The sequence below is a fragment of the Kluyvera sp. NPDC087067 genome (assembly GCF_044745165.1).
In the GTDB taxonomy this organism is placed as follows: Bacteria; Pseudomonadota; Gammaproteobacteria; order Enterobacterales; family Enterobacteriaceae; genus Kluyvera.
This window is the reverse complement of record NZ_JBIUZS010000003.1, coordinates 245,708-265,055: the sequence shown is the minus strand read 5'-3', so window position 1 is coordinate 265,055 and position 19,348 is coordinate 245,708. Positions and strand designations below refer to the sequence as shown.

Sequence of the window (19,348 nt, the reverse complement as noted above, 5' to 3'; positions counted from 1 at the left end):
GACGGTTACCAGGTATGAATGTCTTTCGCCGAATCGGTCATGTAGCGAACGCCACTGATGGTCGGCAACAGTTGGTTGATCAGACGGTTCCAGCGAGCAACCGGTGCGGTCGTGACGTACACCACGTCATATGGCTGGAGGACAAAGTTGGTCGCCATCACCAAAGAGGTGGCATCAGACATATCCAGCTGGTAGATGTTCGCCATCTTGCCGCCGTTGCCCTGTTTGGTTGGACGGATCACAAAGATACCGCTGGCATTCGAGGTCGTCAGGTCGATACCTTCCGCCTGACCAAGCGCTTCGGTCAGCGTCATGCCGCTGAAGTCCATTTTGAGCGTGCTCTGTTTTTTCACCTCGCCCATCACGAACACTTTCAGGTCGTCGTTGCGCGGTACAAACAGAATATCGCCAGGATAGAGCAGACGGTTCTGGCTAAGATCGCCATTTTGCATCAGCGCCTGCACCGAGATACGTTGCTCGCGCCCATCGTGCGTCAGCACCACGTTGCGCCAGTCGGCAAGCTCGCCTAAGCCACCTGCGGCATTCAGCGCATCCAGTACGGTGAGCGGAACGTTGGTGATCGCCTGTTGACCAGATTTATTGACCTGCCCGGAGACATACACTTTTTGCGAGCGGAAAGCCGCGACGTTAACATCCACCTGCGGATCGGTAATGTAGGCCGCAAGGCGCTGGGTGATAGTCTGGCGGATTTCGGACAACGTGCGCCCTTTGACCTGCACCTTACCGATGTAAGGATAGAAAATAGTCCCGTCAGGCTGAACCCAGTTGCCGGTATCGCTGGAGCTACGATACTGCCCGGCAGGGGTGGTCAGTTCCGGGTGATCCCAGACGGTCACGTTCAGTACGTCGCCTGGGCCCACGCGATACTGGTAATTGCTTAACTCCTGATCCAGCGACATGTTGGGTTGCGCGACGTCAGGACGTGGGCGTAATTGTTCAATCAGTCGCGGGGTCAGCGGATAAACATTCACCATTCGGCCAATGTCATAATCAGCATCCTGCTGCTTAATCACATCTTTTCCGTAGGTAGACATATTGCTGCCTGGAAGTATAGTGCAACCACTCATCAAGCTTACCGACACCAATAATGGCATCAATTTTATTTTGGATTTCATCATTGATTATTTATCACTTTGGCAGAAAAATTATCCTGTGCGAATTAAATTAATCCGTACCATTTGATTACCCGAGCATTCACCATGCATTTATTTCACAGCGAACATAACTGGCATATATCCTAAAAAAGATTGGATTCATCCGCAGGCTATTGACAGAATAATCGAGACTTTGCTTCACGCCTTCGGACACGCTACCGCCCTTGGCTTTCAGCTACCAATACACCTTAAAATCATATTGTTATGTAAAAACAGAAACGTGCCATAAATGAATATGGATTATTCCTGGATATATTTAAAAGAAGGCTCGTGCCATATGATTATTTTATGACAAGCGCAATTATGCCTTCCATTCAGTACCGGAAGAATTGTTGCAGCTAAGTGAATAGCAGGCAAGGTAAGGCAAGCTTAAAAAATAATTTTAAGATTAATATTAATATTAAGATTAATGATCCGATGGTTTTTAGGATTTTCTTTATATTGACAGATAATAACAAACACCCATCCCTATTTTTATATTGATAATATATTTTCATTTTTTCTGTACTGTATTTGCACAATACCCTTAATTTAACCCGGAGAAATCACCGCCAGACGTTGCAATTTGCCGCCGCTTTATCCATGATCAAATAGTCTTGTAACATAAGGTTTTAACCAACGTATGGAATGGATTGCCGATCCGTCTATTTGGGCGGGACTCGTGACGCTGGTCGTCATCGAGCTGGTTCTCGGAATTGATAATTTGGTGTTTATCGCCATCCTGGCTGAAAAGCTCCCACCTGCCCAGCGCGACCGCGCGCGCGTCACCGGACTTATTCTGGCGATGCTCATGCGTCTGCTGCTGTTAGCCTCTATCTCCTGGCTCGTGACGCTGACCAAGCCTCTATTTAGCGTCGGCGACTTTACCTTCAGCGCCCGCGACCTGATTATGCTGGTCGGCGGCTTCTTCTTGCTGTTTAAAGCCACCGTTGAACTCAATGAGCGCTTAGAAGGGAAAGACCACGACGGGCCTACCCAACGGCGCGGCGCGCGATTCTGGCCGGTGGTGACCCAGATTGTGGTGCTGGATGCCGTGTTTTCGCTGGATTCGGTGATCACCGCCGTCGGTATGGTTGACCATCTGGCGGTCATGATGGCAGCGGTCATTATTGCTATCAGCCTGATGCTGCTCGCCAGCAAAGCGTTAACCCGCTTCGTCAATAGCCATCCCACAATCGTCATTTTGTGCCTGAGCTTCCTGCTGATGATTGGCTTTAGCCTTGTTGCAGAAGGTTTTGGCGTCATCATTCCGAAAGGCTATCTGTACGCCGCTATCGGTTTCTCGGTGATGATTGAGTTCTTAAATCAGCTGGCTATCTTTAACCGTCGTCGCTTTCTTAGCGCCAACCAGTCGCTGCGCAGCCGCACCACTGATGCGGTCATGCGCTTGTTGAGCGGCAATAAAGAAGACGCTGAGCTCGATGCAAGCACCGCTTCTTTGTTGGTCGATCAGGATAATCAGCAGATTTTTGACCCGCAGGAGCGCCGCATGATTGAGCGCGTGCTGAATCTTAATCAGCGTACGGTCAGCAGCATCATGACCTCGCGCCACGATATTGAGCATATTGACCTCAGCGCCCCGGAAAGCGAAGTTCGCGCCTTGCTGGAAAAAAACCAGCATACCCGTCTGGTGGTCACCGGCGGCGATGATGATGAAGATCTGCTGGGCGTGGTGCATATTAACGATTTATTGCAGCAGTCGTTACGCAATGAGCCGTTGAATCTGCGCGTATTACTCCGCCAGCCGCTGGTCTTTCCTGAAGCGCTGCCGTTATTATCGGCGCTTGAGCAATTCCGCAATGCCCGAACCCACTTCGCCTTCGTGGTCGATGAGTTTGGTTCGGTAGAAGGTGTCGTAACCTTAAGTGACGTCACGGAAACCATTGCCGGTAATCTGCCCAATGAGGTGGAAGAAATTGACGCTCGCCACGATATTCAGCGCAACGCCGACGGTACCTGGACGGCTAACGGTCACATGCCGCTAGAAGATTTGGTGCAGTATGTGCCGCTGCCGCTTGACGATAAGCGCGAATATCACACCATTGCTGGACTGTTGATGGAACACCTACAGCGCATTCCCAAAGCGGGAGAAGAAGTTCAGATTGGCCCGTGGACGCTGAAAACATTGCAGGTAGAAAGTCATCGTGTTCAGAAGGTGCAGATTATTCCGCCACCGCAGGATGAGCTGGACTACGAGGTTTAAGGAGAGTCCCGGCGGAGCATCACTCCGCCGGGTTTAACTTACTGCTGATTGAGAAACTTCTTCACATCTTTGCCGTTCTGCGAATCTTTATTGCGGTCTGCCCAATCGTTCAGACGGCGTTTCGCTTCATTTTGCAGATGACGACGTAGCACCTGATCCACCTGAAGGCTGTAGTTCAGCTCGCTCCACTTGCCGTAGACGCGCAGAGGAATGGCGGTCGACTTCAGGACATCCACCAGCTTACCTTGCCCCTGCCATCCGCCGATAACCTGGATGGCAAACTGCATATCGCCCTCTTCTTTCATCAGATCCAGCGCGCCTTTGCCGGTCAGCGCCATCAGGGTCGACTCGCCTTTCATGTTGTCGAAGCTCATCACGCCATTGTCGAGCGACAGGTCGGTGGTCAGGAGATCAAGACGCGTGGCGCTATCGTAATTATCCTGCCCGCGAACGTCCGAGCTACGCTCAACCGCTTGTTGAACCAGCTGCTGAAAATTGAGCCCTTCTGTACGCACGTCTCTGAGTTCAATATGGCCCTGACCCTGCCAGTCCCGGCGGAAACGGTTTGCATCAATGACCGAGCCCGCGAAATCACCGGCCATGGACAGCTTGCCGACCATCTCAATAGGATAATTAAAGGCTTTCAACAGGCTGCCAATTTGCACATTCTCAAGCTTCGGCTGGAATTTCGCCTGCGGTATTTGACCACGAGCATCGAGGGTTCCCGGTAAAGAAAGTTGCCCGCCGTCTAGCGCCCCTTCCAGACGCGAGATACGCAGCAAGCCTTGCTGGTTATCCGCCTCAATGGCCACATTGCTAAACGGCATGCCGCGCCAGTTGACCGTGTTAGCCGTCATCATTAGGGTGCCGTTAAAACCGAGTAATCCCTGGTAGGGTTGTTCATCGGTATCGCTGGCAATCACCGGTCGCGGCTGTTTGACCGCCGTCTGGGCTTTTTGCGCCCCGGTGCCGGTGGCAATATCGGAATGCAGCAACAGATTATCAAGATTGAGTTTATCGGACTGAAGATTCAACGCCCAGACGGGCGTATCGCTGAGGATGACGCTGCCCGAGCCCGTCACCGTGCTGTCATTAGCGGTCAGATTAAGGCCGCTGAAGCTGAGCGTTTTACTGTCATCCAGCCAGCGCGCGTTCACGCTGCCGTTTCCGCTTATCCCCTGCGCGGGAAGGTCAGCCCCCTGGAGCTTCCAGCTAATTTGCAACAGCTCGGCATCCAGATGATGGGGGAAATCCCCGGCCTGGAGATTGGCGGAGATATTAAGATTTAAATCACGCTGGTCGCGATTAATTCGGCCTGAGAAATCTATGGTTGCCTGGTGACGCGCATCCTGTTCCATTTGCAGACGAATATCGCGGACGGTTATCTGCTCATCGTCCTCATGCTGGAATACCAGCACGCTATCCACCACCTGCAATCCGGCGATATCAAATGACCAGCCGTGCTCTTGTGCGTCCTGCGGCAGCGAAGTGCCTTTTGGCGCAACCGGCGCATTCTGCGCAACAATGGCTTCCGTCTGCGGCGTAAGTTGAATGACCGCCCCTTTGAGCATCACCTGCTGCACCTGTAGCTGATGTGACAGCAGCGGCAGCAGCGAAACATCAAGACGCATGTTGTCAGCGCGCACCAGCGGCTCGCTGGCCCCGGGTGCGGTCAACGCCATACGGCCGGAAAGAATGCTCAAGCGTGGCCAGACGTGCCAGCGCAGAGAGCCATCCAGCTGAAGTTGATAGCCGCTGCGATCCTCAACCTGCTTCACCATATAGCTACGGAAGTCGTTTGGATTCACCAGTAACACCAGCGATGACAGGCCGGCAATCAGCACCACCAGCAGGATCATCAGCGTCGTCAATATTCGTCTCATGGCACCCTCATCAGCTTAACGACGGGTCAGTCTTTATCAATACGACTGGCAACCGCGCCCTGCTGATCGCGATATTTCGCATCTTCACGACGGTTATAAGGACGCGCAGCCGGGCCGGATAGCGGCTCAAAGCTCAATGCGCCAATCAGCATACCCGGGCGCAGCGCCAGCGGCAGTTTGCCTGAGTTATAAAACTCCAGCACGATGCAGCCAGACCAGCCTGGATCAATACGGTGTGCGGTGACGTGCACCATTAAACCCAGTCGCGCCAGAGAAGAACGACCGTCCAGCCAGCCGACCAAATCCGCCGGTAGCGTCACCGACTCAAGAGTGACCGCCAGCGCCAGCTCACCGGGATGTAGATAGAAAGCATCGCCTTCGGCAAGAACGATTTCATCGCTCATTACGCGGTCAAGCGCCGCGCTGACTTCCGTCTTCGGGCCGCTTAAATCGATAAACGCTGCCGTATGACCGCTAAAGGTGCGAAATTTATTGCCTAAACGCACGTCTACCGTAGCGCCATTAATACGCTCAACGGGTGGGCGCGGGTTGATCGACAGTCGCCCGTCGTCCAGCCAGGCTTCTATATCTCGGTCACACAGACGCATATCTTTCTCCTGTTTTACTTCCTGCCCTCTTCCACCTGGTTGAGGGCCTTTGACTTCACGTTACACAATTCACGTGAGTTATTCAAAAAACTGACTAATTTTCGCTTTCAGAATGTCGATGGCGATACGGTTTTTACCGCCGCGTGGCACGATAATGTCGGCGTACTGCTTGGAAGGTTCAATAAACTGCAGGAACATCGGGCGAACGGTTTTCTGATACTGCGCCATCACCGAATCCATTGAGCGTCCGCGTTCGTTAACATCACGTTTAATGCGGCGCATCAGGCAGATATCCAGGGGAGTATCAACGAAGATCGAGAAGTTCATCTCATCGCGCAGTCGCGCGTCGGTCAGCAACAGGATCCCTTCGAGGATAATCACCTTTTTTGGCAGGATATGAATGGTTTCTTTCATGCGGGTATGTTCAACGTAGCTGTATACCGGCAGTTCTATCGGGGTACCGCGCTTTAGGGTCTGGAGATGCTGAAACAGCAGACTGTGATCCATCGCGTTGGGATGGTCATAGTTGGTTTTAACCCGATCTTCCATGGACAGGTGACTTTGGTCTTTGTAGTAACTATCTTCAGGGATAACACCAATGTGCTCATCACCGACCTGCTCGCGAAGTTCGCGATACAACGTACTAGCAATAAGACTTTTACCTGAAGCCGATGCGCCGGCGATGCCTACAATGACGCACTGATGGGACTTATCAGTCATAAATTTTGCGACCCGATTAACCTGGATGAAAGGAAGGACGGCACAATATAGACAAGGGAGTATTACCGAATAATCTCATGTATCTGCGCCAAACGCGGCAATTATAGGGATTTCAAGCCGACGATACCAGTCGTATACGTCGATCTCCGCTGACAAAACGCTAAATCGGCATACGTTTATTTCAGTCGTAAACCTCTATTCACATTGAAAATATTAGAACTATTAACAATTGCCGATTATTGTCAATTAGCGTGATAGATCCAATAAAGGAGCGACGTATTGCGGCATAATCGGTTTACCTCTCAGTCTGGCCGGGGCATTTCGTCGCGGAAAAAAGTGGTAATGAAGAAAGAAAATTCTCGTATTGCCCTCCTGTTGGGTTCACCGCGTCACAAAGCACTATGGGTGTTTGGCCTTGCGTGTGTGATTTTCCTGTTCACCCTGTTTTCCTTCACGCTCTCACATAAGCCCAGCCAACTTTCGCCGATCTGGTTTCCCAGCGCGATTATGATGGCCGCCTTTTATCGTTTTCCCGGCGCCCTGTGGCCTGCGATTGCTCTTGCGGGGATTGCGGGGATTGTCGGCGCCACAAGCCTCTATTCTCCGACCATTACGCTGCTTTACCCGCTGACGAATGTGGCTGAAGCCCTGATTGGCGCGCTGCTCATGCGTCGCTGGCTTACGCGTGAAGACCCGCTGCAAACGCTTCATGACTGGACGAGAATGGCGATTGCCAGCGCGCTCATCCCTCCGCTACTGGGCGGCACGCTGATTGGCGGGCTGGCCCCCGAGGGGACGAAATGGCAGTCGCTGCTGGTCTGGGTATTATCCGAAGCTACCGGCGCGCTGGCGTTGGTGCCTTTAGGGCTGCTGCTGAATACGCAGTTTTTCAAGCGCTACCGTCGCAGTCCAGGTGAACTGCTCCCCTTCCTGCTGACGGCCGCCGTGACGCTGATACTCAGCGTGCTCTCCCTGCTTTATCTGCCGTGGCCGTTTACCTGCATCATGGTTTTGCTGATGTGGAGCGCCGTGCGCCAGCCGCGCTGTGAAGCATTCTTGATCTTTCTTGTCACCATCATGACGGTACTGACATTAACCACGCAGCACCCGCAGGTACTGCACATGATTGAGAACACGCTTAACGGCTATGCACTGAACGACCTGCCGGGGCTGCCGTTCCTGATGGTGTTGCTGCCAACCGGCGTAATGAGTATCGCCATCCATGCCGTCGAAAGTGAACGCCGACGGATTATTGAAAGCGAAACCCGTTTTCGTAATGCCATGGAATACTCCGCCATCGGCATGGCGGTGGTCGATACTCACGGGCAGTGGTTACAGGTCAACAAAGCTCTTAGCACCTTCCTCGGCTACCATCAGGATGAGTTGTACCAAATGACCATTCAGCAGGTCACCTGGCACGAAGACTTACCTAAAGAGCTGGATAAGCTTAACCAGCTGCTCAACGGTGACATCGACACCTATACGCTGGAAAAACGTTACTGCACCCGCAGAGGGGATATCGTCTGGGCCCTGCTTGTGGTCTCTTTGGTGCGCAATGATGACGGGACGCCGCTGTATTTTATTAAGCAGATTGAAGACATCGACGATCTGAAAAAAAGCCGTGAAGCCAATAAGCAACTGATGGCGCGCATTACGCTGGCAAACGATGCGCTTTTCCAGGAAAAAGAGCGGCTGCACATCACCCTGAAGTCTATTCATGAAGCCGTGGTCAGTACCGACAATCAGCAAAACATCATTTTTATGAATCCGGTCGCCGAAAAAATGAGCGGCTGGACGCAGGCACAGGCGCAGGGAAAACCGCTGCTTCAGGTGCTGCACATCACCTATGAGAACGACGGATTTGTCATCAACGGCCTTCAGCAGGAAGACAACCAAGGTGATAATAGCGAACAGGATCAGGTGCTGAGAAATCGCCACGGCGACCGCTTTGATATTCACTACACCATGACACCGCTGAACACCCAGGAAGGCGTCAGAATCGGTTTCGTGCTGGTCATCCAGGACGTCACCGAATCACGTAAGCTATTGCGGCAACTGAGCTATAACGCCACGCATGATGCGCTGACCCGTCTGCCCAATCGTTCAAATTTTGAAAGCCAGCTCAAAGGTCTGCTTAAACTCCTGCCCGGAAGCCACCAGTCGCACGCGCTGGTTATGCTGGATCTCGACTTTTTTAAAGCGGTCAACGACAGCGCGGGCCATGCGGCGGGCGATGCGCTGTTATACGAAATCGCGATCTTGATGCGATCGTTACTCAGACCCAGCGATATTCTCGCCCGTCTCGGCGGGGATGAATTCGGCTTTATTTTGCGCCATTGCACCACAGAACAAGCGCTGCATGCGACGCAACGCGTGGTGGATGCGATAAACCACTACGAATTTACCTGGGCCGGGCGCGCACATCGGGTCGGCGCCAGCGCCGGGCTTACGATGATCCATGAACATAATGCCCATCTGGCACAAGCGTTAGTGCAGGCTGATGCCGCCTGCTATGCGTCAAAACATGACGGGCGTGGGATTGTCACCGTTTATACATTAAACACTCATTCTGGCGACCAGGCATAAGAATGCCAGATATGTAATAGCGCATAGGAACGCCACGGCTGCCAGCGTTCGGCATAGCGGCGGATTTGCGCAGGCGTCATGCCGGGAAAACGCTGCTTAATCAAATAGTCATCTGGCAAAAAGATATCTTTCGCCTGCCAGGCACGCAGAGCAAAATAGTTCGCCGTCCAGCGCCCTATCCCCGGATACTGCTGAAGCGCTTTCAGCGCCTGGTCGACATCATCAGGCAATGTGGAAGAAAGCTCGCCATCAGCGGCGACCTTCGCAAAATGAATCAATGCTTCTGCACGTTTAAGCGGCATCCCCAGCGCTTTAAGCGCCAGCGGGTCGCCCGCGGCGAGCTGTTCCGCCGTCGGGAACACAAAGGCGCCCTCATCATCCGCTAACGGCTCGCCGTACAGCGCCACCACTTTTCCGGTCAGTTTCGCCGCCATCGCCACGCTCACCAGTTGGCCCAGAATCGCCCGCACGCCTTGCTCAAACACATCCATTGAACCGGGCAAGCGTAGACCCGGTTTTGCCGCCGCGAGAGGGCCTAAAGCCTGCTGGATCTGCTGGGGGTCGCAGGTTAAATCCAGCAGCCGGGTCACCGCCGCTTTGGCCTGTTCTGCCACCGGTAACAGCCCCGCGGACAAATGTACGCGCAGCACCTGATGCGGCTCATCGGGCGTCATGGTGATGCGTCCACAATGAGCGCCACAACGCCAGCTACGGCTATAGCTGCCGTCCTCAAAACGTTCAATGCCGGTCACGGCGCGCGCCTGCAAAAAATCAAACATCCAGCGCCAGTCATACGGCGGCAGCCACGGCAGTTCAAACATCGTCAGTCCTCGCGTTGCGAATCAATGAGGGTTACAGCATAGCGTCTAATGGCGCATAAGACCTTGCTTTCATATTCCAGTTGCCGCCACCCCGACATTCGGCTAAAGTCGCCCCCCTTTCTTCACTGGCATGGGGATGATTGTCGTGTTTATAGGTTTTGACTACGGAACAGCGAACTGTTCCATCGCCGTTATGCAAGATGGCGCACCACGCATGTTGATGATGGAAAACGGCAGCACCTTGCTTCCTTCTATGCTATCGGCACCCACGCGTGAAGCGGTGAGTGAGTGGCTCTATCGCCACCATCAGGTTCCGGCATCCGGCGATGAAACGCAGGCGTTACTACGCCGCGCTATCAACTTCAATCGTGATGAAGATATCGACGTCCTTGGCAACAGCGTGCAGTTTGGCCTGGCGTCACTCAAACAATACATCACCGATCCTGAAGAAGTTTACTTCGTTAAATCGCCGAAATCGTTCCTCGGCGCCAGCGGGCTCAAACCGCAGCAGGTCGCGGTATTCGAAGATTTAGTCTGTTCCATGATGCTGCATATTCGCCAGCAGGCGCAGTCACAGCTGGAAGATAGCCTTGATCAGGCGGTCATTGGCCGCCCCATCAACTTCCAGGGGCTGGGTGGCGATGAAGCCAATACCCAGGCGGTAGGTATTCTTGAACGCGCCGCGAAACGCGCGGGTTTCCGCGACGTCGTATTCCAGTATGAGCCGGTTGCCGCAGGCCTCGAGTTTGAAGCGACCCTGACGGACGAAAAACGCGTTCTGGTGGTGGATATCGGCGGCGGAACCACCGACTGCTCCGTTCTTCTGATGGGGCCGCAGTGGCGCGCTCGCCATGACCGCGAACAGAGCTTACTGGGGCACAGCGGCTGCCGCGTCGGCGGTAACGACCTCGATATCGCGCTGGCCTTCAAAAGTCTGATGCCGCTACTCGGTATGGGCGGCGAAACGGCAAAAGGCATCGCCCTGCCGCTGTTACCGTGGTGGAATGCCGTCGCAATAAACGATGTCCCGGCACAGACCGATTTCTACAGCGCCGCTAACGGACGTTTGCTGCGCGATCTGGCCCGCGATGCCCGCGACGCGGAGAAAGTCTCCCTGCTGTATAAAGTGTGGCAGCAGCGCCTGAGCTACCGTCTGGTGCGTAGCGCGGAAGAGAGCAAAATCGCCTTGTCCGAAAACGCACTTATCAACACCACGCTGCCGTTTATCAGCGATGAGCTCGCCACCGCTATCACCCAGGATGGGCTGGAAGCGGCGCTGAATCAACCGTTGACCCGCATCCTTGAGCAGGTGCAGTTAGCGCTGGAGAACAGCAGCGAAAAACCGGACATTATCTACCTGACCGGCGGTAGCGCGCGCTCCCCGCTGATTAAGAAAGCGCTGGCCGCGCAGCTTCCGGGCATCCCGATTGCCGGTGGCGATGATTTTGGTTCGGTCACCGCCGGTCTGGCACGCTGGGCGCAGGTGGTCTTTGCCTGATACGAAGCGTTGACTTCGCTGTTTTTTCGACCTAAGGTAAAGGAATGAGGGTAAGGGAGGATTTCTCCTCCCCCTGGTGTCTTAGTATGCTGGGTAGCTAATCACTAAGAGTATCACCAGTATGATGACTGACTTCATCATAACCCTTTCCTTATATAAGGCCCCTTCGTCAGGAGGGGCTTTCCTGTTTTAGCGCCCCGCTAAACGCCGCTGACGTTATCACGAACGGCCGTTTTTCCACGTTTCATGCCTTCGCTTTGCGAGGCTTCTCGTAAAGCCGCTGCGGATTCAGACGATTCCCGCCGTCTTTCATATTTCCTCCATTTTTCCTGAGCGTTCCATCACTAAACTAGTATTATTTCGTGGAATGATTCAGGACGAGACACGTATAACGATGAAAGGCAGTCATAACATTCGCTGGCGGATTGCGCTGGCCGCACTGGTGGTTGTCGCAGGCGCGATTGGCATCTGGCACTTTAGCAGTGATTCCAGCACCTCAGATTCCACGGCGGCCAAACCGGCGGGCGCACCTGCCGGTGGCGGGCGTCACGGCGGGCGCTTTGGCGCAACGCTCGCCCCGGTTCAGGCAGCCACAGCAACCAGTGAAGCCGTTCCGCGTTATTTAAGCGGCCTGGGCACCATTACGGCTGCCAACACCGTCACCGTCAGAAGCCGGGTCGACGGGCAGCTGATGGCGATTCATTTCCAGGAAGGGCAGCAGGTTAAAGCCGGTGATTTACTGGCCGAAATCGACCCAAGCCAGTTCAAGGTCGCATTGGCGCAGGCCCAGGGTCAGTTAGCCAAAGATAAAGCCACGCTCGCCAACGCCCGTCGCGATTTAGCGCGTTATCAGCAGCTGGTGAAAACCAATCTCGTTTCTCGCCAGGAGCTCGACACCCAGCAGTCGCTGGTCAGTGAAAGCGAAGGCACGATTAAAGCCGATGAAGCAGCGGTTGCCAGCGCTCAACTCCAGCTCACCTGGAGCCGCATTACCGCCCCTATCGACGGGCGCGTGGGTTTAAAACAGGTGGATATCGGTAACCAGATTTCCAGCGGTGATACCACCGGTATCGTGGTGCTGACGCAAACTCATCCTATCGATCTGATTTTCACCCTGCCGGAAAATGATATCGCGACCGTGGTTGCCGCGCAGAAAGCGGGTAAAACGCTGGCGGTGGAAGCCTGGGATCGCACCAACAAGAAAAAACTCAGCGACGGCACGCTGCTAAGCCTCGACAACCAGATTGATGCCACCACCGGCACCATTAAGCTGAAAGCACGCTTTAATAATCAGGATGATGCACTGTTCCCCAACCAGTTCGTCAACGCACGTATGCTGGTTGATACCCAGCAAAATGCAGTAGTGATCCCCACCGCCGCCCTGCAAATGGGCAACGATGGTCACTTCGTCTGGGTACTGGGTAGCGATAACAAAGTCAGCAAACATACCGTGGTTCCCGGCATTCAGGACAGCCTGAAGGTGGTTATCGATGCCGGACTCTCTGCGGGTGACCGCGTGGTAACGGACGGTATCGACCGCCTGACCGAAGGCGCGAAAGTGGAAGTGGTTGCCGCACACGACGCCACCACCAGCGCGGAAAAACCGGCGGCCACAGAAGAGAAGGCTGCCGGTCATAAAGGAGCGCGCGGCTGATGCAAGTGTTACCGCCGAGCAGCACGGGCGGCCCTTCCCGCCTGTTTATTATGCGTCCTGTGGCCACCACATTACTGATGGTGGCGATTTTACTGGCCGGGATTATTGGCTATCGTTTTCTGCCGGTGTCCGCTCTGCCGGAAGTCGATTACCCCACCATTCAGGTAGTGACACTTTATCCTGGTGCCAGCCCGGACGTGATGACCTCTGCGGTCACCGCGCCGCTGGAGCGTCAGTTCGGCCAGATGTCGGGCTTAAAACAGATGTCGTCGCAGAGCTCGGGCGGCGCGTCTGTCGTCACGCTGCAATTCCAGCTGACCTTACCGCTGGACGTCGCCGAGCAGGAAGTGCAGGCGGCGATTAATGCCGCGACGAATCTGCTACCCAACGATCTGCCGAACCCGCCGGTCTACAGCAAAGTGAATCCGGCGGATCCGCCGATCATGACGCTCGCCGTCACCTCCACCGCCACGCCGATGACCGAAGTGGAAGATATGGTGGAAACCCGCGTGGCGCAGAAAATTTCCCAGGTCTCCGGCGTGGGTCTGGTGACGCTTGCGGGCGGTCAGCGCCCGGCCGTGCGCGTGAAGCTTAACGCCGAGGCTATCGCCGCGCTGGGGTTAACCAGCGAAACCATTCGCACCGCCATCACCAGCGCTAACGTCAACTCCGCCAAAGGGAGCCTCGATGGCCCCACGCGCGCCGTGACGCTCTCCGCCAACGACCAGATGCAGTCGGCGCAGGAATATCGTCAGCTGATCATCGCCTATAAAAACGGCGCACCGATTCGCTTAGGCGATGTCGCCACCGTAGAACAAGGGGCTGAAAACAGCTGGCTTGGCGCATGGGCTAACAAAAAACAGGCCATCGTGATGAACGTGCAGCGCCAGCCGGGCGCTAACATTATCTCGACGGCGGACAGCATTCGCCAGATGCTGCCACAGCTGACCGAAAGCCTGCCCAAATCGGTCAAAGTCGAGGTGCTCTCCGACCGCACCACCAATATTCGCGCCTCGGTTTCCGACACGCAGTTCGAGCTGATGCTGGCGATTGCGCTGGTGGTGATGATCATCTATCTGTTCTTGCGTAACGTTCCGGCGACCATTATTCCCGGCGTTGCCGTACCGCTTTCGTTGGTCGGCACGTTCGCGGTGATGGTGTTCCTCGATTTCTCGATAAACAACCTGACGCTGATGGCGCTCACCATCGCCACCGGTTTCGTGGTCGATGACGCCATTGTGGTTATCGAAAACATCTCCCGTTATATCGAAAAAGGCGAGAAGCCGATGGCGGCGGCGCTCAAAGGCGCGGGCGAAATTGGCTTTACCATCATATCCCTGACCTTATCGCTGATTGCGGTGCTGATCCCGCTGCTGTTTATGGGCGATATCATTGGCCGTCTGTTCCGCGAGTTTGCCGTGACGCTGGCGGTGGCGATATTGATCTCCGCTATCGTGTCGCTCACGCTCACGCCAATGATGTGCGCGCGCATGTTGAGCCACGAATCGCTGCGTAAACAAAACCGCTTCTCGCGCGCCAGCGAACGCTTCTTTGATAGAGTGATTGCCGGTTACGGGCATTTGCTGGCGCGCGTGTTAAATCACCCGTGGCTGACCCTGAGCGTTGCCCTCGGCACCTTAGCGCTGTCGGTGGTTTTATGGATAACCATCCCGAAAGGCTTCTTCCCGACCCAGGATAACGGCATTATTCAGGGTACGCTCCAGGCCCCGCAGTCGGTGTCATTCACCAACATGGCGCAGCGCCAACAAACGGTGGCCGACGCCATTCTGAAAGACCCAGCCGTTGAAAGCCTGACGTCATTCGTCGGCGTGGACGGCACCAACCCGGCGCTCAACAGCGCCCGTCTGCAAATAAACCTTAAACCGCTGGACGAGCGCGACGACCGCGTTCAGGCGGTGATTAGCCGACTGCAACAGTCAGTGGCGCGTATTCCTGGCGTAGAACTGTATTTACAGCCGACGCAGGATTTGACCATCGACACTACCGTCAGCCGCACCCAGTACCAGTTTACGCTGCAAGCCAACTCGCTCGATGCGCTAAGCCAGTGGGTTCCGCAGTTAATGACCCAGCTTCAGGCGCAGCCGCAGCTTTCAGATGTCAGCAGCGACTGGCAGGATCAGGGGCTGGTCGCCTTCGTCAACGTCGACCGTGACAGCGCCAGTCGTCTCGGTATTTCGATGGCCGACGTCGATAACGCGCTGTACAACGCCTTTGGCCAGCGGCTCATCTCCACCATCTACACCCAGGCAAACCAGTATCGCGTGGTGCTTGAGCACAATACGCAGGCCACCCCCGGGCTGGCCGCGCTGGATAACATCCGCCTGACCAGCAGCGACGGCGGCATCGTGCCGCTGACGGCAATCGCCAAAATTGAACAGCGTTTCGCGCCGCTGTCGATTAACCATCTCGACCAGTTCCCGGTGACCACCATCTCGTTTAACGTGCCGGACGGTTACTCGCTGGGCGATGCGGTGCAGTCGATTCAGGACGCGGAGAAAGCGCTGAACTTCCCGGTGGATATCCGCACCGAATTCCAGGGTAGCACCCTCGCCTTCCAGTCGGCGCTAAGCAGCACTATCTGGCTGGTGGTCGCCGCAGTGGTGGCGATGTATATCGTGCTGGGCGTACTGTACGAGAGCTTTATTCACCCAATAACCATACTGTCGACGTTGCCGACGGCAGGCGTCGGCGCGCTGCTGGCGCTGATGATCTCCGGCAGCGAGCTGGACGTCATTGCCATCATCGGCATCATCTTGCTGATTGGTATCGTGAAGAAGAATGCGATCATGATGATCGACTTTGCGCTGGCCGCCGAACGTGAGCAGGGAATGCCGCCGCGTGAAGCGATTTATCAGGCCTGTTTGCTGCGTTTCCGTCCGATTTTGATGACCACGCTGGCGGCCTTGCTGGGCGCGCTGCCGCTGATGCTCAGTACCGGCGTTGGCGCCGAGCTTCGTCGTCCGCTGGGGATCGGCATGGTGGGCGGGCTGCTGGTAAGCCAGGTGTTAACCCTGTTTACCACGCCGGTTATCTACCTGCTGTTTGACCGCCTGTCGCTGTACCTGAAAAGCCGCTTCCCACGCCGCGAAGAGGAAGCGTAAGTGAAATTTTTTGCGCTCTTTATCTACCGTCCGGTGGCGACAATTCTTATTTCGCTCGCCATTACCCTGTGCGGCGTGCTGGGATTTCGGATGCTGCCGGTCGCCCCGCTGCCGCAGGTAGACTTCCCGGTAATCATGGTCAGCGCCTCGCTGCCGGGCGCGTCGCCGGAAACGATGGCATCCTCCGTTGCCACGCCGCTTGAACGCTCGCTTGGGCGAATTGCGGGCGTCAGTGAAATGACCTCCAGCAGTTCGCTTGGCAGTACGCGCATTATTCTCCAATTTAACTTCGACCGGGATATCAACGGCGCGGCCCGCGACGTGCAGGCGGCGATCAACGCCGCCCAGAATCTGCTGCCCAGCGGCATGCCCAGCCGCCCGACCTACCGCAAGGCTAACCCGTCGGATGCGCCGATCATGATCCTGACGCTCACCTCGGATACCTACTCCCAAGGTGAGCTGTATGACTTTGCCTCGACTCAGCTTGCGCAGAACATCGCGCAGATTGACGGCGTCGGCGACGTGGACGTTGGCGGCAGCTCCCTGCCCGCCGTGCGCGTCGACCTCAACCCGCAGGCGCTATTCAACCAGGGCGTGTCGCTGGACGCGGTGCGCAGCGCTATCAGCAATGCCAACGTGCGTAAACCACAGGGGGCGATTGAAGATAGCGCCCACCGCTGGCAGATTCAGACCAATGATGAGCTGAAAAAAGCCGCTGAATACCAGCCGCTGATTATTCATTACAACAACGGTGCGGCGGTGCGTCTGAGCGATGTCGCCACCGTTAGCGACTCGGTGCAGGATGTGCGTAACGCCGGGATGACCAACGCCAAACCGGCCATTTTGCTGATGATCCGCAAACTGCCGGAAGCCAACATCATTCAGACGGTCGACAGCATTCGCGCCGAGCTACCAAAGCTCCAGCAAACCATTCCAGCGGCTATCGACCTGCAAATCGCCCAGGATCGCTCGCCTACCATCCGCGCTTCGCTAGAAGAAGTTGAGCAGACGCTGGTCATTTCCGTAGCGCTGGTGATTCTGGTGGTGTTCTTGTTCCTGCGCTCCGGGCGCGCGACGCTTATCCCGGCAGTGGCGGTGCCGGTGTCGCTTATCGGCACCTTTGCCGCCATGTATCTGTGCGGGTTTAGCCTCAATAACCTGTCGCTGATGGCGCTGACCATCGCCACCGGCTTTGTGGTCGATGATGCCATCGTGGTGCTGGAGAATATTTCCCGCCATCTGGAAGCGGGGATGAAACCGCTACAAGCGGCGCTACAGGGTAGCCGCGAAGTGGGCTTCACCGTGCTGTCGATGAGCGTGTCATTGGTCGCCGTGTTCCTGCCGCTGCTGCTGATGGGCGGTCTGCCCGGCCGATTGTTACGCGAGTTTGCCGTCACGCTGTCGGTGGCTATTGGCATTTCGCTGGCGGTGTCGCTCACGCTCACGCCGATGATGTGCGGCTGGATGCTCAAATCCAGCCGTCCGCATACGCCCACGCGCACCAAAGGTCTGGGGCGTTTGCTGGTGGCGATGCAGCAAGGTTACGGCAAGTCGCTGCGTTGGGTTCTCAACCACGCAAAGCTGGTCGGCGTGGTGTTCCTCGCGACCATTGCTTTAAACGTCTGGCTCTATATCTCCATCCCGAAAACCTTCTTCCCCGAGCAGGATACCGGGGTGCTGATGGGCGGCATTCAGGCTGACCAGAGCATTTCGTTCCAGGCGATGCGCGGTAAGCTTCAGGACTTTATGAAGATCATCCGTGAAGACCCGGCAGTGGATAATGTCACCGGCTTTACCGGCGGCTCGCGGGTAAACAGCGGGATGATGTTTATCACCCTGAAATCACGCGACCAGCGCCATGAAACGGCGCAGCAAATTATTGACCGCCTGCGTAAGAAGCTGGCGAAAGAACCGGGTGCGAACCTGTTCTTAATGGCGGTGCAGGATATTCGCGTCGGCGGGCGTCAGTCGAACGCCAGCTACCAGTACACGCTCTTGTCCGATGATTTAAGCGCGCTGCGCGAGTGGGAGCCGAAAATCCGCAAAGCGCTGGCGGCGTTGCCGGAGCTGGCGGACGTTAACTCCGACCAGCAGGATAACGGCGCGGAAATGGCGCTGGTTTATGACCGCGAAACCATGTCGCGCCTTGGCATTAACGTTGAGGAGGCCAACAGCCTGCTGAATAACGCCTTTGGTCAACGACAGATATCTACCATCTATCAGCCGCTCAATCAGTACAAAGTGGTGATGCAGGTCGACCCGGTCTACACCCAGGACGTCAGCGCGCTGGATAAGATGTTTGTGATTAACAGCGACGGCAAAGCGATTCCGCTCTCCTATTTTGCCAAATGGCAACCGGCCAACGCGCCGCTGTCGGTAAACCATCAGGGTCTGTCGGCGGCGTCGACGGTCTCCTTTAACCTGCCGACCGGCAAATCGCTGTCGGAAGCCAGCGATGCGATTACCCGCGCCATGACTCAGCTTGGCGTGCCGTCAACGGTGCGCGGCTCGTTTGCCGGAACCGCGCAGGTGTTCCAGGAGACCATGAACTCGCAGGTTATCCTGATTATCGCCGCTATCGCCACGGTCTATATCGTGCTGGGGATTTTGTACGAGAGCTACGTTCACCCGCTGACCATTCTTTCTACTCTGCCGTCGGCAGGCGTGGGCGCACTGCTGGCGTTGGAGCTGTTCAATGCCCCGTTCAGCCTAATCGCCCTTATCGGGATCATGTTATTAATTGGCATTGTGAAGAAAAACGCCATCATGATGGTCGACTTCGCCCTTGAAGCGCAGCGTAACGGCAACCTGACGCCGGAAGAGGCTATTTTCCAGGCCTGTCTGCTGCGTTTTCGTCCGATTATGATGACCACGCTGGCCGCCTTGTTTGGTGCGTTACCGCTGGTACTCTCCGGGGGCGATGGTTCAGAACTGCGTCAACCGCTGGGGATTACCATTGTCGGGGGGCTGGCCGTCAGCCAGTTACTGACCCTCTACACCACCCCGGTGATTTACCTGTTCTTCGACAATCTGCGCCTGCGTTTTTCGCGTCAATCCAGACTATCGGTAACTGAATAA

12 protein-coding genes are annotated in these 19,348 nt (G+C 55.6%); 6 read left to right on the top strand and 6 right to left on the bottom strand.

The window, feature by feature from the left end; all coding sequences use genetic code 11:
- Nucleotides 1-5 precede the first annotated feature (5 nt).
- On the bottom strand, nt 6-1,139 hold the full coding sequence (locus ACIPDS_RS09955; protein WP_166513408.1) for a polysaccharide export protein: 1,134 nt from the start codon (nt 1,137-1,139) through the stop codon (nt 6-8).
- Between the two features lie 658 nt (nt 1,140-1,797).
- Between ACIPDS_RS09955 and ACIPDS_RS09950 the strand changes: the two genes are divergently transcribed.
- On the top strand, nt 1,798-3,378 hold the full coding sequence (locus tag ACIPDS_RS09950; protein ID WP_400735073.1) for a TerC family protein: 1,581 nt from the start codon (nt 1,798-1,800) through the stop codon (nt 3,376-3,378).
- Between the two features lie 38 nt (nt 3,379-3,416).
- Here ACIPDS_RS09950 and asmA read toward each other — a convergent pair whose 3' ends face one another.
- The 3 genes from asmA to udk form a co-directional block, all read right to left on the bottom strand.
- On the bottom strand, nt 3,417-5,261 hold the full coding sequence (gene asmA / locus ACIPDS_RS09945; protein ID WP_400735071.1) for an outer membrane assembly protein AsmA: 1,845 nt from the start codon (nt 5,259-5,261) through the stop codon (nt 3,417-3,419).
- A gap of 26 nt (nt 5,262-5,287) precedes the next feature.
- Complete coding sequence (gene dcd / locus ACIPDS_RS09940) at nt 5,288-5,869, bottom strand: dCTP deaminase (RefSeq protein ID WP_166513405.1); 582 nt, start codon at nt 5,867-5,869, stop codon at nt 5,288-5,290.
- Between the two features lie 78 nt (nt 5,870-5,947).
- Nucleotides 5,948-6,589: a uridine kinase gene (gene udk, locus ACIPDS_RS09935; RefSeq protein WP_166513404.1), complete on the bottom strand. Its 642-nt coding sequence runs from the start codon at nt 6,587-6,589 to the stop codon at nt 5,948-5,950.
- 342 nt (nt 6,590-6,931) lie between these two features.
- On the opposite strand from udk, the gene ACIPDS_RS09930 reads away from it, so the two are divergent.
- Nucleotides 6,932-9,175, top strand: coding sequence for a PAS domain S-box protein (locus tag ACIPDS_RS09930; RefSeq protein ID WP_400735068.1), 2,244 nt, complete (start codon nt 6,932-6,934; stop codon nt 9,173-9,175).
- On the opposite strand, the gene alkA is transcribed toward ACIPDS_RS09930, so the two are convergent.
- Entirely contained in the window at nt 9,154-9,996 is an 843-nt protein-coding gene (gene alkA / locus ACIPDS_RS09925; protein WP_400735066.1) for a DNA-3-methyladenine glycosylase 2, read from the bottom strand. The genes ACIPDS_RS09930 and alkA overlap by 22 nt on opposite strands.
- Nucleotides 9,997-10,141: 145 nt before the next feature.
- Between alkA and yegD the strand changes: the two genes are divergently transcribed.
- Nucleotides 10,142-11,494 (top strand): molecular chaperone, encoded by a 1,353-nt coding sequence (yegD, locus tag ACIPDS_RS09920; RefSeq protein ID WP_400735581.1) that lies wholly within the window; start codon nt 10,142-10,144, stop codon nt 11,492-11,494.
- Nucleotides 11,495-11,575: 81 nt separating this feature from the next.
- Here the strand turns inward: yegD and ACIPDS_RS09915 are convergent, their stop codons facing one another.
- Complete coding sequence (locus ACIPDS_RS09915; protein ID WP_400735579.1) at nt 11,576-11,635, bottom strand: type I toxin-antitoxin system Ibs family toxin; 60 nt, start codon at nt 11,633-11,635, stop codon at nt 11,576-11,578.
- Nucleotides 11,636-11,888: 253 nt separating this feature from the next.
- Between ACIPDS_RS09915 and ACIPDS_RS09910 the strand changes: the two genes are divergently transcribed.
- Genes ACIPDS_RS09910 through mdtC form a run of 3 tightly spaced genes read left to right on the top strand, consistent with a single transcriptional unit; the run spans nt 11,889 to nt 19,348 of the window.
- Complete coding sequence (locus ACIPDS_RS09910) at nt 11,889-13,148, top strand: MdtA/MuxA family multidrug efflux RND transporter periplasmic adaptor subunit (RefSeq protein ID WP_400735064.1); 1,260 nt, start codon at nt 11,889-11,891, stop codon at nt 13,146-13,148.
- Nucleotides 13,148-16,270, top strand: coding sequence for an MdtB/MuxB family multidrug efflux RND transporter permease subunit (locus tag ACIPDS_RS09905; protein ID WP_400735062.1), 3,123 nt, complete (start codon nt 13,148-13,150; stop codon nt 16,268-16,270). Before ACIPDS_RS09910 ends, ACIPDS_RS09905 begins: the two co-directional genes overlap by 1 nt.
- A complete protein-coding gene (gene mdtC, locus ACIPDS_RS09900) occupies nt 16,271-19,348 on the top strand; it encodes a multidrug efflux RND transporter permease subunit MdtC (protein WP_400735060.1) in 3,078 nt (1,025 codons plus the stop codon). It abuts the gene before it with no gap.

Coding starts and splice junctions, on each gene's coding strand:
- ACIPDS_RS09955 (WP_166513408.1), bottom strand. CDS start 1,139: ATGATGAAATCCAAAATAAAATTGATGCCATTATTGGTGTCGGTAAGC.
- ACIPDS_RS09950 (WP_400735073.1), top strand. CDS start 1,798: ATGGAATGGATTGCCGATCCGTCTATTTGGGCGGGACTCGTGACGCTG.
- asmA (WP_400735071.1), bottom strand. CDS start 5,261: ATGAGACGAATATTGACGACGCTGATGATCCTGCTGGTGGTGCTGATT.
- dcd (WP_166513405.1), bottom strand. CDS start 5,869: ATGCGTCTGTGTGACCGAGATATAGAAGCCTGGCTGGACGACGGGCGA.
- udk (WP_166513404.1), bottom strand. CDS start 6,589: ATGACTGATAAGTCCCATCAGTGCGTCATTGTAGGCATCGCCGGCGCA.
- ACIPDS_RS09930 (WP_400735068.1), top strand. CDS start 6,932: ATGAAGAAAGAAAATTCTCGTATTGCCCTCCTGTTGGGTTCACCGCGT.
- alkA (WP_400735066.1), bottom strand. CDS start 9,996: ATGTTTGAACTGCCGTGGCTGCCGCCGTATGACTGGCGCTGGATGTTT.
- ACIPDS_RS09910 (WP_400735064.1), top strand. CDS start 11,889: ATGAAAGGCAGTCATAACATTCGCTGGCGGATTGCGCTGGCCGCACTG.
- ACIPDS_RS09905 (WP_400735062.1), top strand. CDS start 13,148: ATGCAAGTGTTACCGCCGAGCAGCACGGGCGGCCCTTCCCGCCTGTTT.